Here is a 23,488-nt window from a genome sequence, read left to right on the forward strand (position 1 = left end):
CAGGTCATGGAAGGGCTGCGCGTGCGCGAGGACGGAACGTACCTGGATGGCACCTTCGGCCGCGGCGGTCATGCCCGTGGCGTGCTGCAGGCGCTCGGTGCTGGAGGCCGGCTGCTGCTGATGGACAAGGATCCCGACGCGATCACCGTGGCCGAACGCGAGTTCGGCGCGGATCCGCGCGTCTCGATCTTCCGCGGCAGCTTCGCCGACCTGGCCCGCTGGGACGCCACCGCCGGCGGACTCGACGGCGTGCTGTTCGACCTCGGCGTGTCCTCGCCGCAGCTCGATGTCGCCGAGCGCGGCTTCAGCTTCGGCCGTGACGGCCCGCTGGACATGCGCATGGATCCCGATGCCGGCGAGAGCGCTGCGCAGTGGCTTGCGCGCGCCAGCGCGGACGACATCGCCGACGTGCTCTGGACCTATGGCGAGGAGCGCATGAGCCGCCGCATCGCGCGCACGATCGTCGAGCGCCGCGCCGAAGCACCGCTGGTCCGCACCGCGCAGCTCGCCGCGCTGATCGCCTCGGTGATGCCGCGGCCGAAGCCCGGCCGCCACGAGATCCATCCGGCCACGCGCTCCTTCCAGGCCATCCGCATCCACATCAACCGCGAGCTGGCCGATCTCGAAGCCGGCCTCGACGCCGCGCTGGCGGCGCTGAAGCCCGGCGGCCGGCTGGCGGTGATCAGCTTCCACTCGCTCGAGGACCGCATCGCCAAGCGCTTCATCGCCGCGCAGTCGAAGGCGCCTCCGGGCAACCGCCGCCTGCCGGAAGCCACGGATTTCGCGCCGAGCCTGCGCGCGATCGGCGGCGCGCAGAAGGCCGATGGTGCCGAGCTCGCCGGCAACCCGCGCGCGCGCAGCGCGGTGCTGCGCGTGGCCGAAAAGCTGGAGGTGGCGGCGTGACCCGCTTCCTGGTGATCGTGCTGCTGGCGGCCAACGTGGTCGCGGCCATCGGCGTGGTGCATGCGCGCCACGCGCACCGCCAGCTGTTCGTGGAGCTGACGCGGCTGGTGGACGAGCGCGACGAGCTCAATATCGATTTCGGCCGCCTGCAGCTTGAGCAGGCCACCTGGGCCGAGGCCAACCGCATCGACCATGTCGCGCGCACCCGGCTGGGCATGAAGTTCCCGGAAGCCGGCGACATCGTGGTGGTGCGGCCATGAAGTTCCGCCGCGACCGCAATGGCACCGTCCGCCCCCGCGGCCGCGCGCAGTTCGACCTGCGCGGGCGGCTGAAGCTGGTGGTGGGCGCGCTCGGCCTGTGCGGCGTCGTGCTGGTGGCGCGCGCGGTCGACCTGCAGCTGGTCGACAACGCCTATTACCAGCAGAAGGCCGATTCGCGCTTCCTGCGCGAGATCCCGATCCCGACCTCGCGCGGCATGATCACCGACCGCAACGGCGAGCCGCTGGCGGTGTCGTCGCCGGTGGACAGCGTCTGGGGCAATCCGCAGGAGATGCTCAAGCATCCCGAGCGCCTGCCGGAGCTGGCCGAGGCCCTGGGCGTGCCGCTCGACCATCTCGAGCGCCGCGTGGCGCAGCGCGCCGACAAGGAATTCGTCTACCTCAAGCGCCGCATCAACCCGGCCGAGGCGCAGCAGATCCTGGCGCACAAGGTGCCGGGCGTGTTCTCGCAGCGCGAGTTCCGCCGCTTCTACCCGCAGGGCGAGGCCCTGGCCCACGTGCTCGGCTTCACCAATATCGACGACGCCGGCCAGGAAGGCGTGGAGCTTGCCTTCGACGAATGGCTCAGCGGCGAACCGGGTGCGCAGAAGGTGATCCGCGACCGCCGCGGCCGCACCGTCGAGAACGTGGACCTGGTGCGCGCCGCGCAGCCGGGCAAGGACCTCACCCTCAGCATCGACCGCCGCATCCAGTACCTGGTGCACCGCGAGCTGCGCGCGACGCTTGAACGCACCGGTGCGGTCGCGGGTTCGGCGGTGGTGCTCGACATCGCCACCGGCGAGATCCTCGCCATGGCCAACCTGCCGACCTACAACCCGAACGCGGTCACCGGCGAGCACCGCGATGCGCGCCGCAACCGCTCGGTCACCGACCTGATCGAGCCCGGCTCCACCATCAAGCCGATCACCGTGGCCGCGGGCCTGACGGCGGGCGTGATCACGCCGGAGACCATCTTCGACACCAACCCGGGCTGGATGCCGAACGGTCGCTACCGCACCACCGACCACCGCAACCTGGGCGTGCTCGACACCACGGGCGTGATCACCAAGAGCTCCAACATCGGCGTCGCGCGCATCGTGCAGCGCCTGGACGACAACTACTACCACGACTACATCGCGCGCCTGGGCTTCGGCGACAGCACCGGCTCGGGCTTCCCGGGCGAGGCGTCCGGTGTGCTGCCGCCCGCGGCAAGCTGGAGCGGCACCAGCAAGCAGACCATGAGCTACGGCTACGGACTGTCGGCCACGCCGCTGCAGATCGCGCGCGCCTACGCGACCATCGCCAACCACGGGCGCGCGGTGCAGCCGACCCTGGTCAAGGGCCAGCACGGCGAGTCCGAGCAGGTGATGGACGCCGCGGTCGCCGACACCGTGCTGAAGATGATGCAAACGGTCACCGAGCCCGGCGGCACCGCCATCCAGGCGGCGATTCCGGGCTACCACGTCGCCGGCAAGACCGGCACCGCGCGCAAGGCCTCCGGTGGCGGTTACTCGCGCCGCTACGTGTCGTTTTTCGCCGGCGTGGTGCCGGTGGAGAACCCGCGCTTCTCGATGGTGGTGGTGATCGACGATCCCGATCCGGCCAAGGGCATCTACGGCGGCCAGGTTTCGGCGCCGGTGTTCCAGAGCGTCATGGATGGCGCGCTGCGGCTGATGGACGTGCCGCCGGACGACATCGAGACCTGGCTGGCGGAGCAGGCGAAGCAGCAGGCCAAGGAGCGCGCGCGCAATGCGCCGCGCGTCGCCGCGGCCGCGACCGCGCGTGCCGCCGCCGCGCCGCCGGCGTCCGGAGGTGGCCAGTGAGCCGCCGCATGGCCCTGCGCGAACTGCTGCCCGACGTGGCCGGTATCCCTGCGACGCTGGAGGTGTCCGGCCTGGTGCTGGACAGCCGTTCGCTGCGCGCCGGCGACGGCTTTGTCGCCATCGGCGGCTTCGGCACCCATGGCCTGCACTTTGCCGAACAGGCGCTGGCCGACGGCGCCGCGGTGGTGATGTACGAACCACCGGTGCCGGCCGACGTGCCTGCGCCGCCCGCGGATGCGATCGCGGTGCCCGGGCTGCGCGCGCGCATGGGCGCGATGGCCGATCAATTCCACGGCCGGCCGTCGGCGGCGATGTCGACCGTCGCGGTCACCGGCACCAACGGCAAGACTTCGACCGTGCAGCTGCTGGCCCAGGCCTGGGAGCTGCTCGGCCGCCGCGCCGCCACCATCGGCACGCTGGGTGCGGGCCTGCACGGCAACGTGCAGCCGACCGGCTTCACCACGCCGCTGGTGCTGCAGGTGCACGAGCTGCTGGCCGGCCTGCGCGACGCCGGTGCGCAGGCGGTGGCGATGGAAACCAGCTCGCACGCGCTCGACCAGGGCCGCGTGGACGCGGTGCATTTCGAAGTCGGCGTGTTCACCAACCTCACCCGCGACCACCTCGACTACCACGGCGACATGGCCACCTATGGCGCGGCCAAGGAGCGCCTGTTCGGCGTGGCCGGGCTGTCGGCGGCGGTGGTGAACATCGATGACGGCTTCGGCCGCGGCCTGTTCGCGCGGCTGCCCTCGGCGCTGCGCCGGATCGGCACCAGCGCGCGCGGTGATGCCGAAGCGCTGGTGGCCGCGACCGACATCTTGCTCGATGCCGCCGGCATCGCCTTCCGGCTGCGCATCGACAGCGAGCTGCTGCCGGTGCGCTCGGCGCTGCTGGGGCGCTTCAACGTCGAGAACCTCTTGGCGGTGGCCGGGGTGCTGCACGCGCAGGGCGTGGCCGCGGCGGACATCGCACGCGTGCTTGGCCGGCTCGAGCCCATCGCCGGGCGCATGAACCGCTTCGGTGGCCACGGCGGCCTGCCGCTGGTGGTGGTCGACTACGCGCACACGCCCGACGCGCTTGAGCAGGCCCTGGCCGCGGTGCGCGCGCACGCCGCCGGGCGCATCACCTGCGTCTTCGGCTGCGGCGGCGAGCGTGATCGCGGCAAGCGTCCGGAGATGGCCGCGGCTGCCGTTGCCGGCGCCGATTTCGTGGTGGTCACCGACGACAATCCGCGCGGCGAGGACGGCAACGCCATCGTCGTCGACATCATGGCCGGCATCCCCGATACCGCGGTGGTGGTGGTCGAGCGCGATCGCGCCGCCGCCATCACCCGCGCGATCGGCGTCGCCGGCCCCGGCGACATCGTGCTGGTCGCCGGCAAGGGCCACGAGCCCTGCCAGGAAATCAACGGCGTGCGCCATCCATTCGATGATCGCGACGTCGCCCGCCGCGCGCTGGAGGCCCGGACATGATTCCGATCGCGCTCTCGCGCATCGCCCAGGCCTGCAACGGCCGCCTGCAGGGCGAGGACGTCACGGTGGATGCGGTCGCGACCGACAGCCGCACCTTCGTCGCGCATGCGACAAGCACGCTGTTCGTCGCCATCGCCGGCGAGAATTTCGATGGCCACGAGCATGTGGCCGCGATCGCCGCCGCCGGCGCCACGGCCGCGCTGGTGTCGCGCCCGCTCGACGTGGCCCTGCCGCAGGTCGTGGTGGGCGACACCGTCGAAGCCCTGGGTTCGCTTGCCGCCGCGCTGCAGGCCACGCGTCCGGCGCAGGCCGTGGTCGCGATCACCGGCAGCAACGGCAAGACCAGCGTCAAGGAGCTGCTGCTGTCGATCCTCGGCCGCTGCGGCAGCGTCACCGCAAGTCCGGGCAACCGCAACAACGAGATCGGCCTGCCGCTGGCGATCATCGATGCCGACGGCGACGCCGCCTTCGCCGTGTACGAAATGGGCGCCGGCAAGCCTGGCGACATCGCCTACCTGGCGGCGATCGCGCGCCCGCGCGTCGCGCTGGTGAACAACATCGCACCCGCGCACCTCGAACGCATGGGCAGCCTGCAGGGCGTGGCCGACACCAAGGCCGCGATCTACGACGCGCTGCCGACCGACGGCACCGCGGTGATCAATGCCGACGATGCCTTCGAATCGTTCTTCGCCGAGCGTGCCCATGGCCGCCGCGTGCTGCGCTTCGGTTTCGGCGCGCGTGCGGACGTGCATGTGCGCGACGTGCTGCTGCACGAAGGCGGCAGTGATTTCGTGCTGGTGACGCCGGAAGGCGAGGCCGCCGTTTCGCTCTCGCTGCCCGGCCGGCACAGCGTTGCCAACGCGATGGCGGCGGCGTCGCTGGCGCTGGCCTGCGGCACGCCGCTGCCGGCAATCGCAGAAGGCCTGACGCATGCGCAGCCGGTCGCAGGGCGTCAAGTGCGCCGGCAGCTGCCAGGCGGCGCGTGGCTGGTGGACGACAGCTACAACGCCAACCCCGGCTCGCTTGCCGCAGCCATCGACACCCTGGCCGTGGCCAGTGGCGGCGGCTGGCTGGTGTTGGGTGACATGCGCGAACTGGGCGTCGACGCGGTGGCGCTGCACGAAGCCGCCGGGCGCCGCGCGCGCGAGGCCGGCGTCGAGCGGGTGTTCGCGCTTGGCGAGCTGGCGGCGACTGCCGCCGAGGCGTTTGGTGAGGGCGGCGAGGTGTTCGCTTCGCACGAGGCACTGGTCGCGGGCCTGTTCGCGGCTATAGCCGCTCCTACAACAGCCAGCACCGCCCGCCACCCTGTAGGAGCAGCTACAGCTGCGACCAACGCGCCCGATGCCCCCCCTGCAGGAGCAGCTACACCTGCGACCAACGCGCCTAATGCCCCCCCTGCAGGAGCAGCTACAGCTGCGACCAACGCGCCCGATGCCCCCGATGTAGGAGCAGCTACAGCTGCGACCAACGCGCCGGATGCCGCACCCGTGGGAGCGGCCATGGCCGCGATCGCTCCCACCATTCTCGTCAAGGGCTCGCGCGGCAGCGCGATGGATCGCGTGGTCCGCGCGCTGCTGGAAGGAGTCGACACCGATGCTGCTTGAACTCACCCGCTGGCTCGAGCAGCTCGAAGGCCTGTTCGGCCTCTTCGGCTACCTGACCTTCCGCGGCATCCTCGCCGCGCTGACCGCGCTCTTCCTGTCGCTGTGGTGGGGGCCGGCGGTGATCCGCAAGCTTGCCCAGTACAAGGGCGGCCAGCCGATCCGCCAGGACGGCCCGAAGACGCACTTCTCCAAGGCCGGCACGCCAACCATGGGCGGCGGGCTGATCCTGCTCACCGTGCTGGCTTCGGTGCTGCTCTGGGGCGACCTGCGCAACAAGTATGTGTGGCTGGTGCTGCTGATCATGGTCGCGTTCGGTGCCATCGGCTGGTGGGACGACTGGATCAAGATCGTCAGGCGCGATCCCAACGGCATGCGCTCGCGCACCAAGTACCTGCTGCAGTCGATCTTCGGCCTGGCCGCGGGCCTGTTCCTGTGGTTCAGCGCCGATACCCCGGTCGCGACCACCTTCTACATTCCCTTCTTCAAGGCGGTGGCGCTGCCGCTTGCCGGCGTCTCGTTCGTGACCATCGCCTACTTCTGGATCGTCGGCTTTTCCAACGCCGTCAACCTCACCGACGGCCTCGACGGCCTCGCGATCATGCCGACGGTGCTTGTGGCCTGCGCGCTGGGCGTGTTCGCCTACGCCTCGGGACACGCGCAGTTCGCCGAATACCTGCAGATCCCGCGCGTGCCCGGCGCCGGCGAGCTGGTGATCATCTGCGCGGCCATCGCCGGGGCAGGGTTGGGCTTCCTCTGGTTCAACACCTATCCGGCAATGGTGTTCATGGGCGACATCGGCGCGCTTGCCCTGGGCGCGGTGCTCGGCAGCATCGCGGTGATCGTGCGCCAGGAGCTGGTGCTGGTGGTGATGGGCGGCATCTTCGTGATCGAGACGCTGTCGGTGATCATCCAGGTGGCGTCGTTCAAGCTCACCGGCAAGCGCGTGTTCCGGATGGCGCCGATCCACCACCACTTCGAACTCAAGGGCTGGCCCGAGCCGCGCGTGATCGTGCGCTTCTGGATCATCTCGGTGATCCTGGTGCTGGTCGGCCTGGCCACGTTGAAGGTGCGCTGATGGACAGGACCCACGACCGCGCCAGCCAGGCCGTCCGCCTCGAATCGATCGGCGGCCGCTTCGACCCGTGGATGCTCGGCGCCGTGCTCGGCCTGGGCGCGCTGGGCATCGTGATGGTGGGCTCGAGCTCCATCGCCGTGGGCGAAGAGCTCGGCGTTGGCCCGTACTACTTCCTGATCCGGCACGTGGTCTTCATGAGCCTCGGCTCGGCGCTCGCGTTCTGGGCGATGCGCACCGAGCTCAAGACCATCGAGCGCTTCGACCGCCTGCTGCTGGTCGGCTGCTTCCTCGCGCTGCTGCTGGTGTTCGTGCCCGGCATCGGCAGCAGCGTCAACGGCGCGCAGCGCTGGATCAACCTCGGCGTATCCAAGTTCCAGGCGGTCGAGGCGGTCAAGGTGATGTACATCGTCTGGCTTGCCAGCTACCTGGTGCGCTTCCGCGACGAGGTCAACGCCACCTGGGGCGCGATGCTCAAGCCCATCGGCGTCGCCATCGTGCTGATGATCCTGCTGGCACTGCAGCCCGACTTCGGTTCGCTTGCGCTGCTGCTGGCGATCACCGCCGGCATGCTGGTCCTGGGCGGCGTGCACCTGCCGCGCATGGCGGCGCCGGTGCTGCTGCTGCTGCCGGTACTGGCGATCGTGGCGATCGCCGAGCCCTACCGCATGCGGCGGCTGACCTCGTTCATGGATCCCTTCGCCGACCCCTTCAACAGCGGCTACCAGCTGGCCAACGCGCTGATGGCGGTCGGCCGCGGCGAGTTCTGGGGCGTGGGCCTGGGCGCCTCGATCCAGAAGCTCAACTACCTGCCCGAGGCGCATACCGACTTCATCCTGGCGGTGATCGCCGAAGAGCTGGGCTTTGTCGGCGTGTGCCTGGTGATCGGCCTGTACGCGCTGCTGGTCGGCCGCGCGTTCCTCATCGGCCTGCGCTGCGTGGAGACCCGCCGCCACTTCGCCGGCTACATCGCCTTCGGCATCGCGCTGTGGATGAGCCTGCAGGCGCTGGTTTCGATCGGCGTCAACCTCGGCCTGCTGCCGACCAAGGGCCTGACCCTGCCGCTGGTGTCGTCGGGCGGCTCCAGCGTGATGATGACCTGCGTCGCGGTGGGCCTGCTGCTGCGCGTGTCCTATGAGCTCGACCGCACCCAGCGCCAGGTCGCCCGCCTGCGCGGCGAGGCCGCCGCAGCGCCCACCACCGCGCCGCCGCCCACCGCACAGCCGGTGCCTTCGCTGGCCGCGCGCGGCACCAGCCGCCTGCGCCAGCGCATCGAACCCAGGATCGCCCCCGGAGTGAACGCATGACCCGCCGCCTCCACGACACCCACGGCGTGGCCATGGCCGACTTCGCGCGGCGGCATTCGCGCGTGCACTTCATCGGCATCGGCGGCACCGGCATGAGCGGCATCGCGGAGGTGCTGTGCACGCTTGGCTACCAGGTGTCGGGATCCGATACCGCCGACAGCGCGGTCACCCGGCGTCTCGCCAGCCTCGGCGCCACCGTGCATCGCGGGCATGCGGCGGCCAATGTGCTTGCCAGCGACTGCGTGGTCGTGTCCAGCGCCATCAAGCCGGACAACCCGGAGCTGATGGAAGCGCGCGCGCAGCGCATCCCGGTGGTGCCGCGCGCGGAGATGCTGGCCGAGCTGATGCGTTTCCGCCGCGGCGTGGCCGTGGCCGGCACCCACGGCAAGACCACGACCACCTCGCTGCTTGCGAGCGTGCTCGCCGAAGGCGGGCTGGACCCGACCTTCGTGATCGGCGGCAAGCTGCTGGCCGCCGACGCCAACGCGCGCCTCGGCGGCGGTGACTGGCTGGTGGCCGAGGCCGACGAGAGCGACGGCAGCTTCCTGCGCCTGAACCCGCTGGTGGCGATCGTCACCAACATCGACGTCGACCATCTCGAGAACTACGGCGGCGACTTCGCGCGCGTGCAGCAGGCGTTCTCCGAATTCCTGCACCGGCTGCCGTTCTACGGCCTGGCCGTGCTGTGCATCGACGATCCGGAAGTCGCCGCACTGGCTGGCGCCGTATCGCGCCACGTCATGACCTACGGCTTCCATGCCGATGCCGACGTCCGCGCCGAGAACGTGCGCCAGGAAGGCCCGACCATGTACTTCGACCTGGTCCTGCCCGACGCTTCGGCAACGCCCATGGAGCTTGCGCTGCCCGGCCGCCACAACGTGCAGAACGCGCTGGCCGCGGCGGCAGTGGCCTGGCAGCTGGGCGTGCAGCCCGAGGCCATCCGCGACGCGCTGGCGAAGTTCGAGGGCATCGGCCGCCGCTTCAACCGCCTTGCCGAACTGACCACCGCGCGCGGCGCCCGGGTGCAGCTGGTCGACGACTACGGCCACCATCCGCGCGAGCTTGCCGCAGTGTTCGAAGCCGCCCGTGGCGGCTGGCCGGATCACCGCCTGGTGGTGGCATTCCAGCCGCACCGCTACAGCCGCACCCGCGACCTGCTCGACGATTTTGCCGGCGTGCTGTCCGAGGTCGACGCGCTGGTGCTGACCGAGGTCTATCCCGCCGGCGAACAGCCGATGGCCAACGCCGACGCGCGTGCGCTGGCGCGCGCCATCCGCGCCCGCGGCCGCATCGACCCGGTGGTGGTCAACACCCCCGGCGAGCTGCGCGACGTGCTGCCCGACATCCTTGAAGACGGCGACCTGCTGCTGGTGATGGGCGCCGGCGACATCGGCCAGGTGGCACAGAACCTGGTGGCCGAAGGCTTCCCCAAGGCGGGGGAGGGCGCATGAGCGAACGTCTGCCGCCGCCGTGCCTGCCTCCGGTGAGCGTGACCGACCCGGCCGCCTTCGGCCGCGTCGCGGTGCTCATGGGTGGCGACACCAGCGAGCGCGAGGTGTCGCTGGATTCCGGCAGCAGCGTGCTTGCTGCGCTGCGCGCGCGCGGCGTCGATGCCGAGGCGGTCGACGGCGTGCCCGCGCTGCTCGCCGCGCTGCAGGGCGGTCGCTTCGACCGCGTGTTCAACATCCTCCACGGCGGCGTTGGCGAGAACGGCGTGCTGCAGGGGCTGCTGCAGGCGCTCGGCGTGCCGTTCACCGGCTCCGACGTGCTCGGCTGCGCGCTCACCCTCGACAAGATCCGCACCAAGCAGGTGTGGCTGTCCGAAGGCCTGCCGACGCCGCGCTACGAGCGCCTGGCGCAGGGCGCCGACCTGCGCGCCGCCGCGGCGCGCCTGGGCTATCCGGTGTTCGTGAAGCCGTCGTCGGAAGGCTCCAGCGTCGGCGTCTTCCGCGTGCTTGCCGAGGCCGACCTCGCGCCCGCGATCGAATTTGCCGCCGGCTACGAAGGCGAGCTGCTGATGGAGCAGATGGTGCGCGGCGACGAGCTCACCGTCTGCATCCTCGGCGACATCGCGCTGCCATCGATCCGCATCGTGCCCGCCGGCGAGTGGTACGACTACCACGCCAAGTACGTCGCCGAAGACACGCAGTACCTGTGCCCCGGGCTTGAAGGCGATGACGAAGCCGCGATCCGCGACCTCGCGCTGCGCGCCTTCCGCGCCGCCGGCTGCAGCGGCTGGGGCCGGGTGGACATCATGCGTGACCGCGAGCGCGGCCTGCAGCTGATCGAAGTGAACACCGCCCCGGGCATGACCAGCCATTCGCTGGTGCCCAAGGCCGCCGCGCAGCTGGGCTGCGACTACGCCGAACTGTGCTGGCGCGTGCTGGAGCAGACGCTGTGAACGCGCTCGCCCGCATCCTGGCCTGGACGCTCGCGGTGGCGCTGATCGCGCTGCCGGTGGTGGCCGTGGTCCAGGGCTGGATCGGCGCCGAGCGCTGGCCGCTGCGCACCCTGCGCATCAACGACAACCTGCAGCAGGTCGATCCCGCGCGCGTGCGTGAAGCGGTGCTGCCCTATGCGCAGCAGGGCTTCTTCGCCGTGCGCCTGGACGAGGCCCGCGAGTCGGTCGCCCGCCTGCCGTGGGTGGAGCAGGCCGACGTCGGCAAGCGCTGGCCTGACGTGCTTGAAGTGCGCGTGCAGGAGCACCGCCCGTTCGCGCGCTGGGGCGATGACCGCCTGCTTTCACTGCAGGGCAAGCTGTTCCCGGCCGAAGGCATCGACATGCCGCAGGGCCTGCCGCTGCTGCACGGTCCGGACGCCCGCGCCGAGGACGTCGTCGAGCTCTATCACGCCGCGCGCGAACTGTTCGCGCCGGCGGGGTATGGCGTGCGCGCGCTGCTGCTCGACAGCCGCGGCAGCTGGACCATGGTCCTGTCCAACGGGACCCGGGTGGCCATCGGCAGCCACCAGGTGCGCACCCGCATGGCCCGCTTCGCGCGCCTGCTTCCGCAGCTTTTGACGCAGCGGCACCAGCCGCTGGAACGCGCCGATCTCCGCTACACCAATGGATTCGCCCTGACATGGGCCGAGGAACACACCGCATGAACCGCAAAGGCGACAAAGCCCTGATCGTCGGCCTCGACATCGGCACCTCCAAGGTGGTGGCCCTGGTCGGCGAGTACTCGCCGGGCAACCCCATCGAGGTGATCGGCATCGGCAGCCACGAGTCACGCGGGCTGAAGCGCGGCGTGGTGGTCGACATCGAATCCACCGTGCAGTCGATCCAGCGTGCGATCGAAGAGGCCGAGCTCATGGCCGGCTGCGACATCCGCTCGGTCTACGCCTCGATTTCCGGCAGCCACGTGCAGTGCAAGAACTCGCCGGGCATCGTCCCGATCCGCGATGGCGAAGTGACCTGGTCCGACCTCGACCGCGTGCTCGACGCCGCCAAGGCGGTCGCGATCCCGGCCGACCAGAAGATCCTGCACGCGATCCCGCGCGAGTACGTGCTCGACGATTCGCAGGAAGGCATCCGCAACCCCGTCGGCATGACCGGCGTGCGCCTTGAGGTGCATGCGCACCTGGTGGTCTGCGCGCAGTCGGCCGCGGCCAACATCTCCAAGTGCGTGCAGCGCTGCGACCTGCAGATCGACGACCTGGTGCTGTCGTCGCTCGCGTCCAGCACCGCGGTGCTGACCAGCGACGAGCGCGAGCTTGGCGTGGTGATGGTCGACATCGGCGCCGGCACCACGGACCTGGCGGTGTTCGTGCAGGGCGCGATCTGTCACACATCCAGCCTGCCGATCGCCGGCGACAAGGTCACCGAGGACATCGCACACATGCTGCGCACGCCGACGCCGGAAGCCGAGCAGATCAAGGTCCGCTACGCCTGCGCGCTGGCGCAGCTGGCAACCAGCGAGGAATCGATCCAGGTGCCGAGCGTCGGCGACCGCCCGCCGCGCCGCCTGCCGCGGCAGTCGCTGGCGCAGGCGGTGCAGGCGCGCTACGAGGAGATCTTCGAGATGGTGCAGGCCGAACTGCGCCGCTCGGGCTTCGAACAGCACGTGCGCGCCGGCATGGTGCTCACCGGCGGCGCCGCGAAGATGGAAGGCGTGGTCGAGCTGGCCGAAGAAATGCTGCAGATGCCGGTGCGCGTGGGCATTCCCCAGCACGTCACCGGCCTGGGCGAAGTGGTCAACAACCCGGTGCATGCCACCGGCGTCGGCCTGCTGCTGATGGGCAGCCAGATCGAGAACCCGCGGCGGCCCGTGCTGCCCACAGGCCGCGCCGGCAGCCTGCTGAAAAAGCTCAAGACCTGGTTCAACGGGGAGTTCTAGACCGATGACCGCATTCCGCCCAAACCCCTGTAGGAGCAGCTATAGCTGCGACCCACCCCGCGACCCACCCCGCGACCCCCGGCTTTTGTGGGAGCGGCCATGGCCGCGAAGAAAAGCAAGGCGACGACGAAAACCGCACGCGACAGCAACAAACAACAACTAGAAAACACCAGCACCACATAACGACATCAAAAGGACTACGGACATGGCGCATTTCGAACTGGTTGAAAAGATGGCCCCCAACGCCATCATCAAGGTCATCGGCGTGGGTGGCGGCGGCGGCAACGCGGTCAACCACATGGTCAGCAGCAGCGTGGACGGCGTGGAGTTCATCACCGCCAACACCGACTCGCAGGCGATCAAGAACTGCGGTTCCAAGCTGCAGCTGCAGCTCGGCACCGGCGTCACCAAGGGCCTGGGCGCGGGCGCGAACCCGGAAGTCGGCCGCCAGGCCGCGCTCGAGGACCGCGACCAGATCATGGAAGCGCTGCAGGGCGCCGACATGGTGTTCATCACCGCCGGCATGGGCGGCGGCACCGGCACCGGTGCGGCACCCGTGGTCGCGCAGTTGGCCAAGGAGATGGGCATCCTGACCGTCGCCGTGGTCACCAAGCCGTTCCCGTTCGAAGGCCGCCGCCGCATGCAGGTGGCGCTGAAGGGCATCGAAGAGCTGTCGGCGCACTGCGACTCGCTGATCACCATCCCCAACGAGAAGCTGATCACCGTGCTTGGCCGCAACGCCACCATGGTGCAGGCCTTCCGCGCGGCCAATGACGTGCTGCTCGGCGCCGTGCAGGGCATCGCCGACCTGATCGTGCGCCCGGGCCTGATCAACGTCGACTTCGCCGACGTCCGCACCGTCATGAGCGAGATGGGCCTGGCGATGATGGGCACCGGGCATGCCCGCGGCGACGACCGCGCCCAGGCCGCCGCCGAGTCGGCGATCCAGAACCCGCTGCTCGACGACGTCAACCTGGCCGGCGCCAACGGCATCCTGGTCAACATCACCGCCGGCCCGGACTTCACCATGGCCGAGTTCGACGAGGTTGGCCGCACGATCGAGAACTTCGCAAGCGAAGACGCGACCATCGTCATCGGCACCGTGCTCGATCCCGACATGCAGGACGACGTGCGCGTGACCGTAGTCGCCACCGGCCTCAACCGCGCCCAGGCGCGCGGCGTGGTGCGCGACAGCGGCTACGGCCGCGACGCCGGCTTCAACGAAGCCCCGCGCCGCCCGCACGTGCAGCTGATCAACACCGGCGGCCGCCGCGACGGCACCACCGGCATGCTGATCGACGAAGAGGAAGTGGCGCAGCCGATGGCCGCCGGCGGTGGCATGGGCATGGGCCTGCGTCGTGGCTCCGCCGAACCCGCCGCCCCGAGCACCCCCGCCGTGGCCGATTTCGGCAGCAGCAGCGACGGCGGCTACCTCGACATCCCCGCCTTCCTCCGCCGCCAGGCCGACTGAGCCCCTGTGGGAGCAGCTATAGCTGCGATTCAGACCGTCAGGGACGCCGGATTACCTGTGGGAGCAGCTGGAGCTGCTCCCACAGCATGGTGGCGCCCGCGCTCCGTTCAGGTTCAGCGGCTCGCGTGCTAAATTGCGAACCGCTTCCGTTTGCCGGCTGCCTTGTCTGCCGCCGGCGCTTCCCCCAGAGTCCGTGAATGGTCCAGCAGCGCACCATCAAGAACATCACCCGCGCCACCGGCGTGGGGCTGCACAGCGGTGAGAAGGTCTATATGACCCTGCGCCCGGCGCCGCCGGACTCGGGCATCGTCTTCCGGCGCGTGGACGTGGAGCCTGCGGTCGAGATCCCGGCCGCGGCGACGCTGGTGACCGAGACCACGCTCTGCACCGGCCTGTCCGTGGATGGCGCCAACGTGCAGACCGTCGAACACCTGATGTCGGCGCTGGCCGGCCTCGGCATCGACAACATCATGGTCGAGCTCTCGGCCGCCGAAGTGCCGATCATGGACGGCTCGTCCGGCCCGTTCGTGTTCCTGCTGCAGTCCGCGGGCGTCGTCGAGCAGGGCGCGCCCAAGCGCTTCATCCGCATCAAGCGCACCGTCGAAGTCCGCGACGGCGACAAGATCGCCCGCTTCGAACCCTTCGACGGCTTCCGCCTGGGCTTCACCATCGACTTCAACCACCCCGCCATCCCGACCGCCCGGTCGCGGGCCGAGGTGGAGTTCACCACCGAGAACTACATCCGCGAAGTCAGCCGCGCCCGCACCTTCGGCTTCATGCGCGACCTTGAATACATGCGCGACCGCAACCTCGGCCTCGGCGGCTCGATGGACAATGCGATCGTGCTCGACGACTTCCGGGTGCTCAACGACGACGGCCTGCGCTACGCCGACGAGTTCGTGCGCCACAAGATCCTCGATGCCGTAGGCGACCTGTACCTTGCCGGCCGGCCGATCATCGGCGCCTTCGAAGGCTACAAGTCCGGGCATGCGCTGAACAACACGCTGGTGCGCGCCCTGCTGGCCGACGTGGATGCCTGGGAAGAAGTGACCTACCCCGAGGCCGAGGTCGGACCGGTCGCCTACGGCGAACTGCAGCCGGTTGCCTGAGGGCTGCAGCCCGCCGCCCGAGCAACAGGGCTTTTGTAGGAGCGGCCATGGCCGCGACAGCCGCCACGGCGGTCCCTGCAGTACAGCGATTCGCCGCTATAGCGGCTCCCACAAAAAGCCTCCCCACAGAAGCCTCCCCACAGAAGCCTCCCCACAGAAGCCTCCCCACAGAAGCCTCCCCACAGAAGCCTCCCCACAGAAGCCTCCCCCGGACCTGTCTGGGGCCTGTCGGGCGTTCACGCGTTCTTGCCGCCCAGGTCACATATTTACGGAAATTTAACGAAATCGGGACCAGAACACCGCATCCGGTTAACGTTTCGGCGGGCAATGGCCGTTAGGATGCCCCGTCCGCGCCAAAAGCGCGGCCTGATTTCAGGACTCGTTCTTGCCGTTGCCAATGGCTTCGCGCAGGGACGCCAAGGCGGCCCGCAGCCCTTCCGGTGCGGACGCCGACAACGGACGTGCAGTCGCTTCAACCCGCGCAGGCGGGAAGAGCGGTTGGGTGGTCGTCTTGACCCTGAGCTCCCGGACCTTCAGCCCGTGCGAACGGGCGGCATCCAGGAGCGCTGGAGCGGCATGCCTCAGGCTGGCGTTCCACAGCGGCGAATCCACCAGGTACACCAACCTTGCGCCATCCACATTTGCAAGTCGCGCGTGCGCGGACAGTGAAGGTGGGAGGTGGGGACGCAGGGTGCGGTCCAGTGCATCGAGCCACATGGCGCGCTGGATCGGGGAACGGCCGGAGACATCGGCCGCCAGCGCGTCGAAGACGGCGCGCGGACCTTTTGGGGAGACCGAATTGGCATTGCCAGAAGACATCCAGATGACTCTACACCGTACGCTTCAACACTCACACGACTGGCTCATGCATTACGTCCGCCGGGGCGGGCGCCGCCTGGCGCAGGCCGGGGGCAGGCAGCCGATGGCCCTGCTGGGCGCGACCCTGGTGCTGGGCGCCGCGATCGGCGCCGCCGTGCAGTCGGGCGAAGTCAACGCGCTGCGCGCCGAGATCGCCAGCCAGGACGCGCAGCTCGATGACACCCGCCGCGCCGCGCAGCGCGAGGTCAATGCACTGGCCGCCCGCCTTGGCGAGCTGCAGGCCCAGGCCAACCGCCTCAACGCCCTCGGCGACCGGCTGACCCGCGTCGCCCAGCTTGGCGACGGCGAGTTCGACTTCAACAGCCCGGTGGGCGTCGGTGGCCACGGCCCGGTGCGCGACATGCCGGCCGGCGAGCTGCGCGAAGGCATCGCCGGCGTCGACGGCGAGTTCGGCATCGCCGGCGACCAGCTCTCGGTGCTCGAAATGCTGCTGTTCAACCGCGAGATCGACCGCAACTCGGTTCCTTCGCGCTCGCCGGTGGCCGCCAGCTACATCACCTCCGGCTTCGGCCGCCGCGCCGACCCCTTCGGCGGCGGCTCCGCGTACCACAAGGGCATCGATTTCGATGCCCGCACCGGCGACACCGTCATGGCCGTGGCCGACGGCGTGGTGAGCTACTCCGGCGTGCGCTCCGGCTACGGCAAGGTGGTCGAGATCGACCACGGCAACGGCTACGTCACCCGTTACGCCCACAACTCGGCCAACGTGGTGCAGGTCGGCGACCTGGTGCGCGTGGGCCAGCAGATCGCCCGCGCCGGCAGCACCGGCCGCAGCACCGGCGCCCACGTGCACTTCGAAGTGTGGGAGAACGGCCGCGTCGCCAACCCGCGCAAGTTCCTGGGCGAGAAGAAGAAGGCCTGAGCGCTTGATAGGCGGGGTCCCGGACCCCACGCTACAATGTCGCAGCCAGCTGGAAAGGGCGCCTTGCGCCCTTTTCCCGTTTTTGCCCCCCTTCCACCAACCGGTCATCCAATGCTCAATCGCCTGCTCACCAGCGTCTTCGGCAGCCGCAACGAACGCATCGTCGGTCAGTACACGAAGATCGTCGCCAAGGTCAACGCGTTCGAACCGCAGATGCAGGCGCTTTCCGACGCCGAACTCCAGGCCAAGACCCCCGAATTCAGGCAGCGCATCGCCAACGGTGAATCGCTCGACAAGCTCCTGCCCGAAGCCTTCGCCGTCTGCCGCGAGGCCTCGGTGCGCGTGCTCGGCATGCGCCACTACGACGTGCAGCTGGTCGGCGGCATGGTGCTGCACACCGGCAAGATCGCCGAGATGCGCACCGGCGAGGGCAAGACCCTGGTCGGCACGCTGCCCACCTACCTCAACGCGCTCGACGGCAAGGGCGTGCACGTGGTCACCGTCAACGACTACCTGGCCCGCCGCGACTCGGCGTGGATGGGCAAGCTCTACAACTGGCTGGGCCTGTCGGTGGGCGTGGTCTATCCGGGCATGCCGCACGGCGACAAGAACGCCGCCTACAACGCCGACATCACCTACGGCACCAACAACGAGTTCGGCTTCGACTACCTGCGCGACAACATGGCGCTGTCGAAGGAGCAGCGCTACCAGCGCGGCCTGAACTACGCGATCATCGACGAGGTCGACTCGATCCTGATCGACGAGGCGCGCACGCCGCTGATCATCTCCGGCCCCGCCGACGAAACCCCCGACCTCTATATCAAGGTCAACCGCATCGTCCCCGAGTTCACCCGCCAGGCCAACGAAGAGGCCGAAGGCGACTACTGGGTGGACGAGAAGGGCAAGCAGGTGCACCTGTCGGAGTCCGGCCAGGAACTTGCCGAGACCCTGCTGCGCCGCGCCGGCATCCTCGAGGAAGACGACGGCCTGTACGACCCGCAGAACATCCACGTCGTGCACCACCTCAACGCCGCCATGCGCGCGCACGCGATCTACCAGCGCGACGTCGATTACATCGTCCGCGACGGCGAAGTGATCATTGTCGACGAGTTCACCGGCCGCACCCTGACCGGGCGCCGCTGGTCCGACGGCCTGCACCAGGCGGTCGAGGCCAAGGAAGGCGTGCCGGTGCAGCGCGAGAACCAGACGCTGGCCAGCATCACCTTCCAGAACCTGTTCCGCATGTACAACAAGCTTGCGGGCATGACCGGCACCGCCGACACCGAAGCCTTCGAGTTCCAGTCGATCTACAGCCTGGAAGTGGTGGTCATCCCCACCAACCGCGAGATGGTCCGCGTCGACCACCCGGATGCGGTGTTCCTCAACCGCGCCGGCAAGTACCGCGCCGTGGTCAACGAACTGAAGGAAGCGCACGCGCGCAAGCAGCCGGTGCTGGTCGGCACCACCTCGATCGAGGTCTCGGAGCTGCTCAGCGAGCAGCTGCGCGAAGCCGGCATCCACCACGAAGTGCTCAACGCCAAGCAGCACGAGCGCGAGGCGCAGATCGTGGCCAATGCCGGCACGCCCGGCGCGGTCACCATCGCCACCAACATGGCCGGCCGCGGCACCGACATCGTGCTTGGCGGTTCGCTCGAGGTCGAGATGGCCGCACTCGAGGCCGCGGGCGAAGTCGACGACGCCACCCGCGAACGCGTCAAGGCCGAATGGCAGCAGCGCCACGACGCGGTCAAGGCCGCCGGCGGCCTGCATATCGTCGGCACCGAACGCCACGAATCGCGCCGCATCGACAACCAGCTCCGCGGCCGCTCCGGCCGCCAGGGCGACCCGGGTTCCAGCCGCTTCTACCTGTCGCTTGAAGACAACCTGATGCGCATCTTCGCCGCCGACTGGGTGCAGAAGGTGATGGCGCGCATGGGGCTGAAGGAAGACGACATCATCGAGTCGCCGCTGGTCTCCAAGCAGATCGCCAACGCGCAGCGCAAGGTCGAATCGCACAACTTCGACATCCGCAAGAACCTGCTCGACTTCGACGACGTCAACAACGACCAGCGCAAGGTGATCTACGGCCAGCGCAACGAACTGCTCGAGTCCGACGACATCGCCGACAACATCGCCGGCATCCGCGGCGACGTGGTGGCCGAGACGGTGGACCGCTTCGTGCCGCCGGATTCGGTCGACGACCAGTGGGACCTCCCGGGCCTGCAGGCCACGCTCGAGGCCGACTTCAGCCTGCAGAGCGGGCTGGTGGAGTGGGCCGCCGCCCAGCCCGAGCTGGACGCCGAAGGCATCCTGCGCCACGTGCAGGAGCTGGTCGAGCAGAGCTATGCCGAGAAGGAGGCCAGCACCGGCCCCGAGACCATGCGCATGCTCGAAAAGCACATCATGCTCAGCGTGCTTGACGACAACTGGAAGCAGCACCTCGCGCGCATGGACTACCTGCGCCAGGGCATCCACCTGCGCGGCTATGCCCAGAAGCAGCCCAAGCAGGAATACAAGAAGGAAGCCTACGAGCTGTTCTCCGAGCTCTTGGAGAAGGTCAAGCGCGAAGTGGTGATGATGCTGGCCCGCGTGCGCGTGCGCACCGAGGAAGAGGTTGCCGCGATGGAAGCCCAGGAGCGCGCCCAGGCCGCCGCCCAGGCCGGCCAGATGCAGTTCCAGCATGCCGACAGCGGCGGCTACAGCGCCGACGAAGAAGCCGCCCAGCCCGACTACCAGCTTGACGGCGACCCCGCCGAGCGCATGCCCAAGGTCGGCCGCAACGACCCCTGCCCCTGCGGCAGCGGCAAGAAGTACAAGCACTGCCATGGGCAGATCACCTGACCCACTTCCTGTAGGGGCGGCCATAGCCGCAATACCCGCCGTTGTGGGAGCGGCTATAGCCGCGATCGCTCCCCGCAGGCGCCCTGTAGGAGCAGCTATAGCTGCGACCCGCAGCAATCGCAGCTATAACTGCTCCTACAAAGCCGGGTTCGTGCGTTGAACCCGGTCGAAGTCCTCGCCGCCGTCATCACCGATGCCAGCGGCCGCATCCTCCTCGCACGCCGCACCGCCAACCGCGACCTCGCCGGTCTCTGGGAATTTCCCGGCGGCAAGCGCGAGCCGGGTGAGACGCCCGAGGCCGCTCTGGTGCGCGAGCTGCACGAAGAGCTCGGCATCCAGGCCCATGTCGGCGCGCACCTGATCACCGTCCCCCAGGCCTATCCCGGCAAGCGCCTGCGCCTGGACGTGCGCCACGTGACCCGCTGGACCGGCATCCCCCGCGGCCGCGAAGGCCAGGCCCTGGCCTGGGTCCCGCCGCACAAGCTGCCCAGCTATGCCATGCCGCCGGCGGATATCCCCGTCGTCGCAGCACTCCTGCAGCCGGCGCTCTACGCCATCAGCCCCGAACCAGGTTGGAGCAGTAGTAGTTCCTGTGAAAGCAGCAGTTCCGGTAGTAGCAGTTCTTGTGGGAGCAGCAGTAATTCCGGTAGAAGCAGCAGCTCCTGTGGGAGCGGCTATAGCCGCGATCCCGAGACAGTTATCGCGGCTATAGCCGCTCCCACAAAAGCCGCTCCCACAAAGGCCGCCCCCACAAAGGCCGCTGCCACAAAGGCCGCTCCCACAAAGGCCGCTCCCACAAAGGCCGCTCCCACAAAGGCCGCTCTCACCAAGGCAGCTCCTACCAGCGCCGCTCCCACACAGGCCGCTGCGGCGCAGTGGCTTTCCGCCCTTGATGCGACCCTCGACAGCGGCATCGCCCGCATCCAGATCCGCCTTCCCGGCCTCGGTCCCGGCCTGCAGCGCGAACTCGCCATCGCCGCCGCCGAGCGCTGCCGCGCGGCCGGCGCAGACATCCTGGTCAACGGTGACGCTGATCTCGCCCGCGAACTCGGCATCGGCCTCCACCTTCGCGCTGCCCAGCTTGCCGGCCTGGACGCGCGGCCCGCGCTCGCGGACGGCGCCCTGCTGGCCGCCTCATGCCACAACGCCACCGAACTCTCCCATGCCACCCGCCTGGGCTGCGACTTCGCAATCGTCGGGGCGGTGAAGCCCACCGCAACGCATCCCGGGGAGCCGGGCATCGGCTGGGATGCCTTCGCCCGCCTGCGTGAGGACGTCAGCCTCCCGATCTACGCCCTCGGTGGCCTGGCCCCCACCGACCTCGAAGACGCCCGTCGCCACGGCGCACAGGGCATCGCCGCCATCCGCAGCCTCTGGGGTGGCGCACGGCGATAGCGGCCGCACTCTGCCCTGGTCTCGGCGGCTGGGCTTCCCGGTGCGTTACCCGGCCGCCACGTACATATAGATCCCTCCTCCAGCCTGCACCAGGATCCAGATCCAGCCGGCGGCCGCGCACTGGAAGCGCATGGCCGGACTGAGACCCTTGTATCCAGCCAACCAGATGCCGGCGTTCGCGATCAGCAGCGAAATGCCCTGCATCACCACTCCGCCGCGCGGCGACAGAAGGGTGAATCCCGGGTAGCGGGTCATCAGCAGCGGGTAGCCGGCGAGGACGGCGAGGCTGGCAAGGGCGGCGAGGAGGCGCATTGCGGACATGGCGGGGGGATGCGGCGGGTGGTGGGAATCGCCGCTATAGCGGCTCCCACAGCGGTGGGGCAGGGCCTGCCAGGGTGAGGTAGCGCTCATGCAGTGCCACCACGGCGGCATCCAGCGCCTCAAGCGGCCCGTCGTTGGCGATGACGTCGTCCGCCACCGCCAGCCGCTGCTCGCGGGTGGCCTGGGCGCGGATCATGTTCCAGGCCAGTGCCTCGTCGATGCCGTCGCGCCGCAGCAGGCGCTGCAACTGGAGCTCCACCGGCACGTCCACCACCAGCACGCGGTCGATCCACTCCGCGTAGGCATCGCGCGCGGCTTCGGCGAACAGGGGGATGGCGGCCATGGCGTAGGGGCCAGGCGCGGCTTTGCAGGCGGTGCGCAGCGCGCTGCGCACCCGGGGATGGATGATGGCTTCCAGCTGCAGGCGCGCGCCGCTGTCGGCGAAGACCCGCCGGCGCATGGCCGCGCGGTCCATGGCGCCGCCGGCCCCCAGCACCTCGGGGCCAAACGCCGCCACGATCTCGGCCAGCCCGGGCGTGCCGGGTTCCACCACCTCGCGCGCCGCGACGTCGGCATCGGCCACGGGGACACCGAGCGCGCGGAAGCGGCGCTCGACCTCGGACTTTCCGGAGGCGATGCCGCCGGTGAGAGCGATGGTGTAGTGGGCCATTCAAGGAGTTTGGCAGAGAAGATGCGCCATCGATCGGGCTGCCGTCAGGAATGGCCCGAAGAGGAGGTGCTTGGCGCGCGGTTATGGCCGCTTCTACAGGGGCTTGAGGGTCAGCGTTGGGGATGCGCGTTCAGCCATTCCCGTAGAGCGGCATTCATGCGCGACTGCCAACCCGGACCACCGGCCTTGAAGGCCTCCAGAACGTCCTTGTCGAAGCGGATGGTGGTCGATTCCTTCACGCCGCTTCCGGGTGGCCGACCGCGCCGCGCTACTGCTTCACGGGCCTTGGCAGGAGACACCACGCGGGTGCCGATGCGCCAAGTGCCTTGTTTCAGGTCGGCTTCGGTCAGCTTGGGAGCATCGTCTGGATCAACCCAGGTGGAGGCCGAATCTTTCGACTTCGTCGTCATGTGCGTATCTCATCGAAATGATGCGGCGTGAGTCACTGCCGCGAAGAGTCCAGACCAGCACCACTGCGCGTCGTCCAAGCAATCCCATAGTGATCCAGCGGATTTCGCCGTAGTCGCGGCGTGTGTCCTCGATGGTCACAGTGGGTCCTGCGAATACCTCATCTGCGTCGGCAAAATCCAAACCGCGTTCCAGCAGGGTCGTCGCGCGCTTGGTTTCGTCGAAGGTGATCTTCATCTTTATTGTAGTAACAAATATTAAAAGAGAGCAAGCCGTGCCGCCAGACGCTGTTGACCAGTGTTCCCCAAGGGGGAAGGAAGGCGAATCGGGCATTCCGCCGGTGCTCGCGAAGGAATTGCCGTGGCGCGGGGTAGAGCGGCTCGGAGGCCGGCGCAGGACCGGTAGGCACCCATGATCCGATTGCCCGACATGAAGACGATCCGGCCGGATTCCGCCAGGAAATGGCCAAAGGGGTGCTTGGCGGTCGCGGCTATAGCCGCTCCTACAGGGGCTTGCGATGCGCTCGATGCGCAGGTGGCGCATAGGGCCGCCAAGCGTCGAAGGCCGCTACGTCAGAACCCAGCCAGGTTCCGGTACCACCCGATCATCGGATCGCCCCACATGAACACGATCCACCCCGCCGCCGCCAGGAACGGCCCAAAGGGAATCGGCGTGGCGCGCTCGCGGCCCTTGATCATCAGCCAGGCGCCACCAATCACCGCGCCCACCAGCGACGACACCAGGATGATCGGCAGCA

The 23,488-nt window shown here is 69.2% G+C and carries 20 protein-coding genes and 4 pseudogenes; 18 read left to right on the top strand and 6 right to left on the bottom strand.

Features of this window, described 5'->3' with window-relative positions; genetic code table 11:
* Positions 1-6 precede the first annotated feature (6 nt).
* From rsmH to lpxC, 14 genes and pseudogenes are all read left to right on the top strand, one after another.
* Positions 7-903 (top strand): 16S rRNA (cytosine(1402)-N(4))-methyltransferase RsmH, encoded by an 897-nt coding sequence (rsmH, locus tag WCD84_RS09615; protein ID WP_449280097.1) that lies wholly within the window; start codon positions 7-9, stop codon positions 901-903.
* Positions 900-1,163: a cell division protein FtsL gene (gene ftsL, locus WCD84_RS09620; protein WP_343254288.1), complete on the top strand. Its 264-nt coding sequence runs from the start codon at positions 900-902 to the stop codon at positions 1,161-1,163. The genes rsmH and ftsL overlap by 4 nt, the downstream gene beginning before the upstream one ends.
* On the top strand, positions 1,160-2,983 hold the full coding sequence (locus WCD84_RS09625) for a peptidoglycan D,D-transpeptidase FtsI family protein (protein ID WP_343281218.1): 1,824 nt from the start codon (positions 1,160-1,162) through the stop codon (positions 2,981-2,983). Before ftsL ends, WCD84_RS09625 begins: the two co-directional genes overlap by 4 nt.
* Positions 2,980-4,455 (top strand): UDP-N-acetylmuramoyl-L-alanyl-D-glutamate--2,6-diaminopimelate ligase, encoded by a 1,476-nt coding sequence (locus WCD84_RS09630; RefSeq protein ID WP_343281219.1) that lies wholly within the window; start codon positions 2,980-2,982, stop codon positions 4,453-4,455. Before WCD84_RS09625 ends, WCD84_RS09630 begins: the two co-directional genes overlap by 4 nt.
* Complete coding sequence (locus WCD84_RS09635; protein WP_343281220.1) at positions 4,452-6,059, top strand: UDP-N-acetylmuramoyl-tripeptide--D-alanyl-D-alanine ligase; 1,608 nt, start codon at positions 4,452-4,454, stop codon at positions 6,057-6,059. Before WCD84_RS09630 ends, WCD84_RS09635 begins: the two co-directional genes overlap by 4 nt.
* Positions 6,049-7,134, top strand: coding sequence for a phospho-N-acetylmuramoyl-pentapeptide-transferase (gene mraY / locus WCD84_RS09640; RefSeq protein WP_343254284.1), 1,086 nt, complete (start codon positions 6,049-6,051; stop codon positions 7,132-7,134). Before WCD84_RS09635 ends, mraY begins: the two co-directional genes overlap by 11 nt.
* The gene (ftsW, locus tag WCD84_RS09645; protein WP_343281221.1) at positions 7,134-8,438 is read left to right on the top strand and encodes a putative lipid II flippase FtsW; all 1,305 of its coding nucleotides are present in this window, start codon (positions 7,134-7,136) and stop codon (positions 8,436-8,438) included. Before mraY ends, ftsW begins: the two co-directional genes overlap by 1 nt.
* Entirely contained in the window at positions 8,435-9,889 is a 1,455-nt protein-coding gene (gene murC / locus WCD84_RS09650; RefSeq protein WP_449280096.1) for a UDP-N-acetylmuramate--L-alanine ligase, read from the top strand. Before ftsW ends, murC begins: the two co-directional genes overlap by 4 nt.
* A complete protein-coding gene (locus tag WCD84_RS09655) occupies positions 9,886-10,839 on the top strand; it encodes a D-alanine--D-alanine ligase (protein ID WP_343281222.1) in 954 nt (317 codons plus the stop codon). Before murC ends, WCD84_RS09655 begins: the two co-directional genes overlap by 4 nt.
* Positions 10,836-11,543, top strand: a complete 708-nt coding sequence (locus WCD84_RS09660) for a cell division protein FtsQ/DivIB (RefSeq protein WP_343281223.1) — start codon at positions 10,836-10,838, stop codon at positions 11,541-11,543. Before WCD84_RS09655 ends, WCD84_RS09660 begins: the two co-directional genes overlap by 4 nt.
* Positions 11,540-12,775, top strand: coding sequence for a cell division protein FtsA (gene ftsA / locus WCD84_RS09665; RefSeq protein ID WP_343254280.1), 1,236 nt, complete (start codon positions 11,540-11,542; stop codon positions 12,773-12,775). The genes WCD84_RS09660 and ftsA overlap by 4 nt, the downstream gene beginning before the upstream one ends.
* Before the next feature lie 205 nt (positions 12,776-12,980).
* Positions 12,981-13,959, top strand: a pseudogene (gene ftsZ, locus WCD84_RS09670) (cell division protein FtsZ); the annotation flags it as partial.
* A gap of 137 nt (positions 13,960-14,096) precedes the next feature.
* A pseudogene (locus WCD84_RS14365) lies at positions 14,097-14,246 on the top strand (cell division protein FtsZ); the annotation flags it as partial.
* A 197-nt stretch (positions 14,247-14,443) separates the two neighbouring features.
* Positions 14,444-15,355: a UDP-3-O-acyl-N-acetylglucosamine deacetylase gene (lpxC, locus tag WCD84_RS09675; RefSeq protein WP_343281225.1), complete on the top strand. Its 912-nt coding sequence runs from the start codon at positions 14,444-14,446 to the stop codon at positions 15,353-15,355.
* A 372-nt stretch (positions 15,356-15,727) separates the two neighbouring features.
* Here the strand turns inward: lpxC and WCD84_RS09680 are convergent, their stop codons facing one another.
* Positions 15,728-16,174 (bottom strand): DUF721 domain-containing protein, encoded by a 447-nt coding sequence (locus WCD84_RS09680; RefSeq protein WP_343254277.1) that lies wholly within the window; start codon positions 16,172-16,174, stop codon positions 15,728-15,730.
* A 46-nt stretch (positions 16,175-16,220) separates the two neighbouring features.
* Between WCD84_RS09680 and WCD84_RS09685 the strand changes: the two genes are divergently transcribed.
* The 4 genes and pseudogenes from WCD84_RS09685 (at position 16,221) to WCD84_RS09700 (ending at position 21,332) form a co-directional block, all read left to right on the top strand.
* Positions 16,221-17,096 (top strand): M23 family metallopeptidase, encoded by an 876-nt coding sequence (locus WCD84_RS09685; protein ID WP_343281226.1) that lies wholly within the window; start codon positions 16,221-16,223, stop codon positions 17,094-17,096.
* A gap of 111 nt (positions 17,097-17,207) precedes the next feature.
* The gene (gene secA, locus WCD84_RS09690) at positions 17,208-19,937 is read left to right on the top strand and encodes a preprotein translocase subunit SecA (RefSeq protein WP_343254275.1); all 2,730 of its coding nucleotides are present in this window, start codon (positions 17,208-17,210) and stop codon (positions 19,935-19,937) included.
* Between the two features lie 129 nt (positions 19,938-20,066).
* Positions 20,067-20,507: pseudogene (gene mutT / locus WCD84_RS09695) on the top strand (8-oxo-dGTP diphosphatase MutT); the annotation flags it as partial.
* The gene (locus WCD84_RS09700; RefSeq protein ID WP_343281234.1) at positions 20,493-21,332 is read left to right on the top strand and encodes a thiamine phosphate synthase; all 840 of its coding nucleotides are present in this window, start codon (positions 20,493-20,495) and stop codon (positions 21,330-21,332) included. The pseudogene mutT and the gene WCD84_RS09700, both read left to right, overlap by 15 nt.
* 45 nt (positions 21,333-21,377) lie before the next feature.
* Here WCD84_RS09700 and WCD84_RS09705 read toward each other — a convergent pair whose 3' ends face one another.
* The 5 genes and pseudogenes from WCD84_RS09705 to WCD84_RS09725 form a co-directional block, all read right to left on the bottom strand.
* The gene (locus WCD84_RS09705) at positions 21,378-21,644 is read right to left on the bottom strand and encodes a hypothetical protein (RefSeq protein WP_343281227.1); all 267 of its coding nucleotides are present in this window, start codon (positions 21,642-21,644) and stop codon (positions 21,378-21,380) included.
* Positions 21,645-21,687: 43 nt separating this feature from the next.
* Positions 21,688-22,323 carry a dephospho-CoA kinase gene (gene coaE, locus WCD84_RS09710; RefSeq protein ID WP_343281228.1) on the bottom strand — a complete coding sequence of 212 codons (636 nt, stop codon included), beginning with the start codon at positions 22,321-22,323 and terminating at the stop codon, positions 21,688-21,690.
* Between the two features lie 110 nt (positions 22,324-22,433).
* A complete protein-coding gene (locus WCD84_RS09715; protein ID WP_343281229.1) occupies positions 22,434-22,733 on the bottom strand; it encodes a BrnA antitoxin family protein in 300 nt (99 codons plus the stop codon).
* Positions 22,693-22,968 (bottom strand): BrnT family toxin, encoded by a 276-nt coding sequence (locus tag WCD84_RS09720; protein WP_343281230.1) that lies wholly within the window; start codon positions 22,966-22,968, stop codon positions 22,693-22,695. Before WCD84_RS09720 ends, WCD84_RS09715 begins: the two co-directional genes overlap by 41 nt.
* 335 nt (positions 22,969-23,303) lie before the next feature.
* Positions 23,304-23,488 (bottom strand): annotated as a pseudogene (locus WCD84_RS09725) (prepilin peptidase); the annotation flags it as partial.

The organism is Luteimonas changyuni (assembly GCF_039548395.1).
Lineage (GTDB): Bacteria > Pseudomonadota > Gammaproteobacteria > Xanthomonadales > Xanthomonadaceae > Luteimonas.

Excerpts from the sequence above, each read along its gene's own strand:
- rsmH (WP_449280097.1), top strand. The coding sequence starts at position 7 with ATGGAAGGGCTGCGCGTGCGCGAGGACGGAACGTACCTGGATGGCACC.
- WCD84_RS09625 (WP_343281218.1), top strand. The coding sequence starts at position 1,160 with ATGAAGTTCCGCCGCGACCGCAATGGCACCGTCCGCCCCCGCGGCCGC.
- WCD84_RS09635 (WP_343281220.1), top strand. The coding sequence starts at position 4,452 with ATGATTCCGATCGCGCTCTCGCGCATCGCCCAGGCCTGCAACGGCCGC.
- mraY (WP_343254284.1), top strand. The coding sequence starts at position 6,049 with ATGCTGCTTGAACTCACCCGCTGGCTCGAGCAGCTCGAAGGCCTGTTC.
- ftsW (WP_343281221.1), top strand. The coding sequence starts at position 7,134 with ATGGACAGGACCCACGACCGCGCCAGCCAGGCCGTCCGCCTCGAATCG.
- murC (WP_449280096.1), top strand. The coding sequence starts at position 8,435 with ATGACCCGCCGCCTCCACGACACCCACGGCGTGGCCATGGCCGACTTC.
- WCD84_RS09655 (WP_343281222.1), top strand. The coding sequence starts at position 9,886 with ATGAGCGAACGTCTGCCGCCGCCGTGCCTGCCTCCGGTGAGCGTGACC.
- ftsA (WP_343254280.1), top strand. The coding sequence starts at position 11,540 with ATGAACCGCAAAGGCGACAAAGCCCTGATCGTCGGCCTCGACATCGGC.
- lpxC (WP_343281225.1), top strand. The coding sequence starts at position 14,444 with ATGGTCCAGCAGCGCACCATCAAGAACATCACCCGCGCCACCGGCGTG.
- WCD84_RS09680 (WP_343254277.1), bottom strand. The coding sequence starts at position 16,174 with ATGTCTTCTGGCAATGCCAATTCGGTCTCCCCAAAAGGTCCGCGCGCC.
- WCD84_RS09685 (WP_343281226.1), top strand. The coding sequence starts at position 16,221 with ATGCATTACGTCCGCCGGGGCGGGCGCCGCCTGGCGCAGGCCGGGGGC.
- secA (WP_343254275.1), top strand. The coding sequence starts at position 17,208 with ATGCTCAATCGCCTGCTCACCAGCGTCTTCGGCAGCCGCAACGAACGC.
- WCD84_RS09705 (WP_343281227.1), bottom strand. The coding sequence starts at position 21,644 with ATGCGCCTCCTCGCCGCCCTTGCCAGCCTCGCCGTCCTCGCCGGCTAC.
- coaE (WP_343281228.1), bottom strand. The coding sequence starts at position 22,323 with ATGGCCCACTACACCATCGCTCTCACCGGCGGCATCGCCTCCGGAAAG.
- WCD84_RS09715 (WP_343281229.1), bottom strand. The coding sequence starts at position 22,733 with ATGACGACGAAGTCGAAAGATTCGGCCTCCACCTGGGTTGATCCAGAC.
- WCD84_RS09720 (WP_343281230.1), bottom strand. The coding sequence starts at position 22,968 with ATGAAGATCACCTTCGACGAAACCAAGCGCGCGACGACCCTGCTGGAA.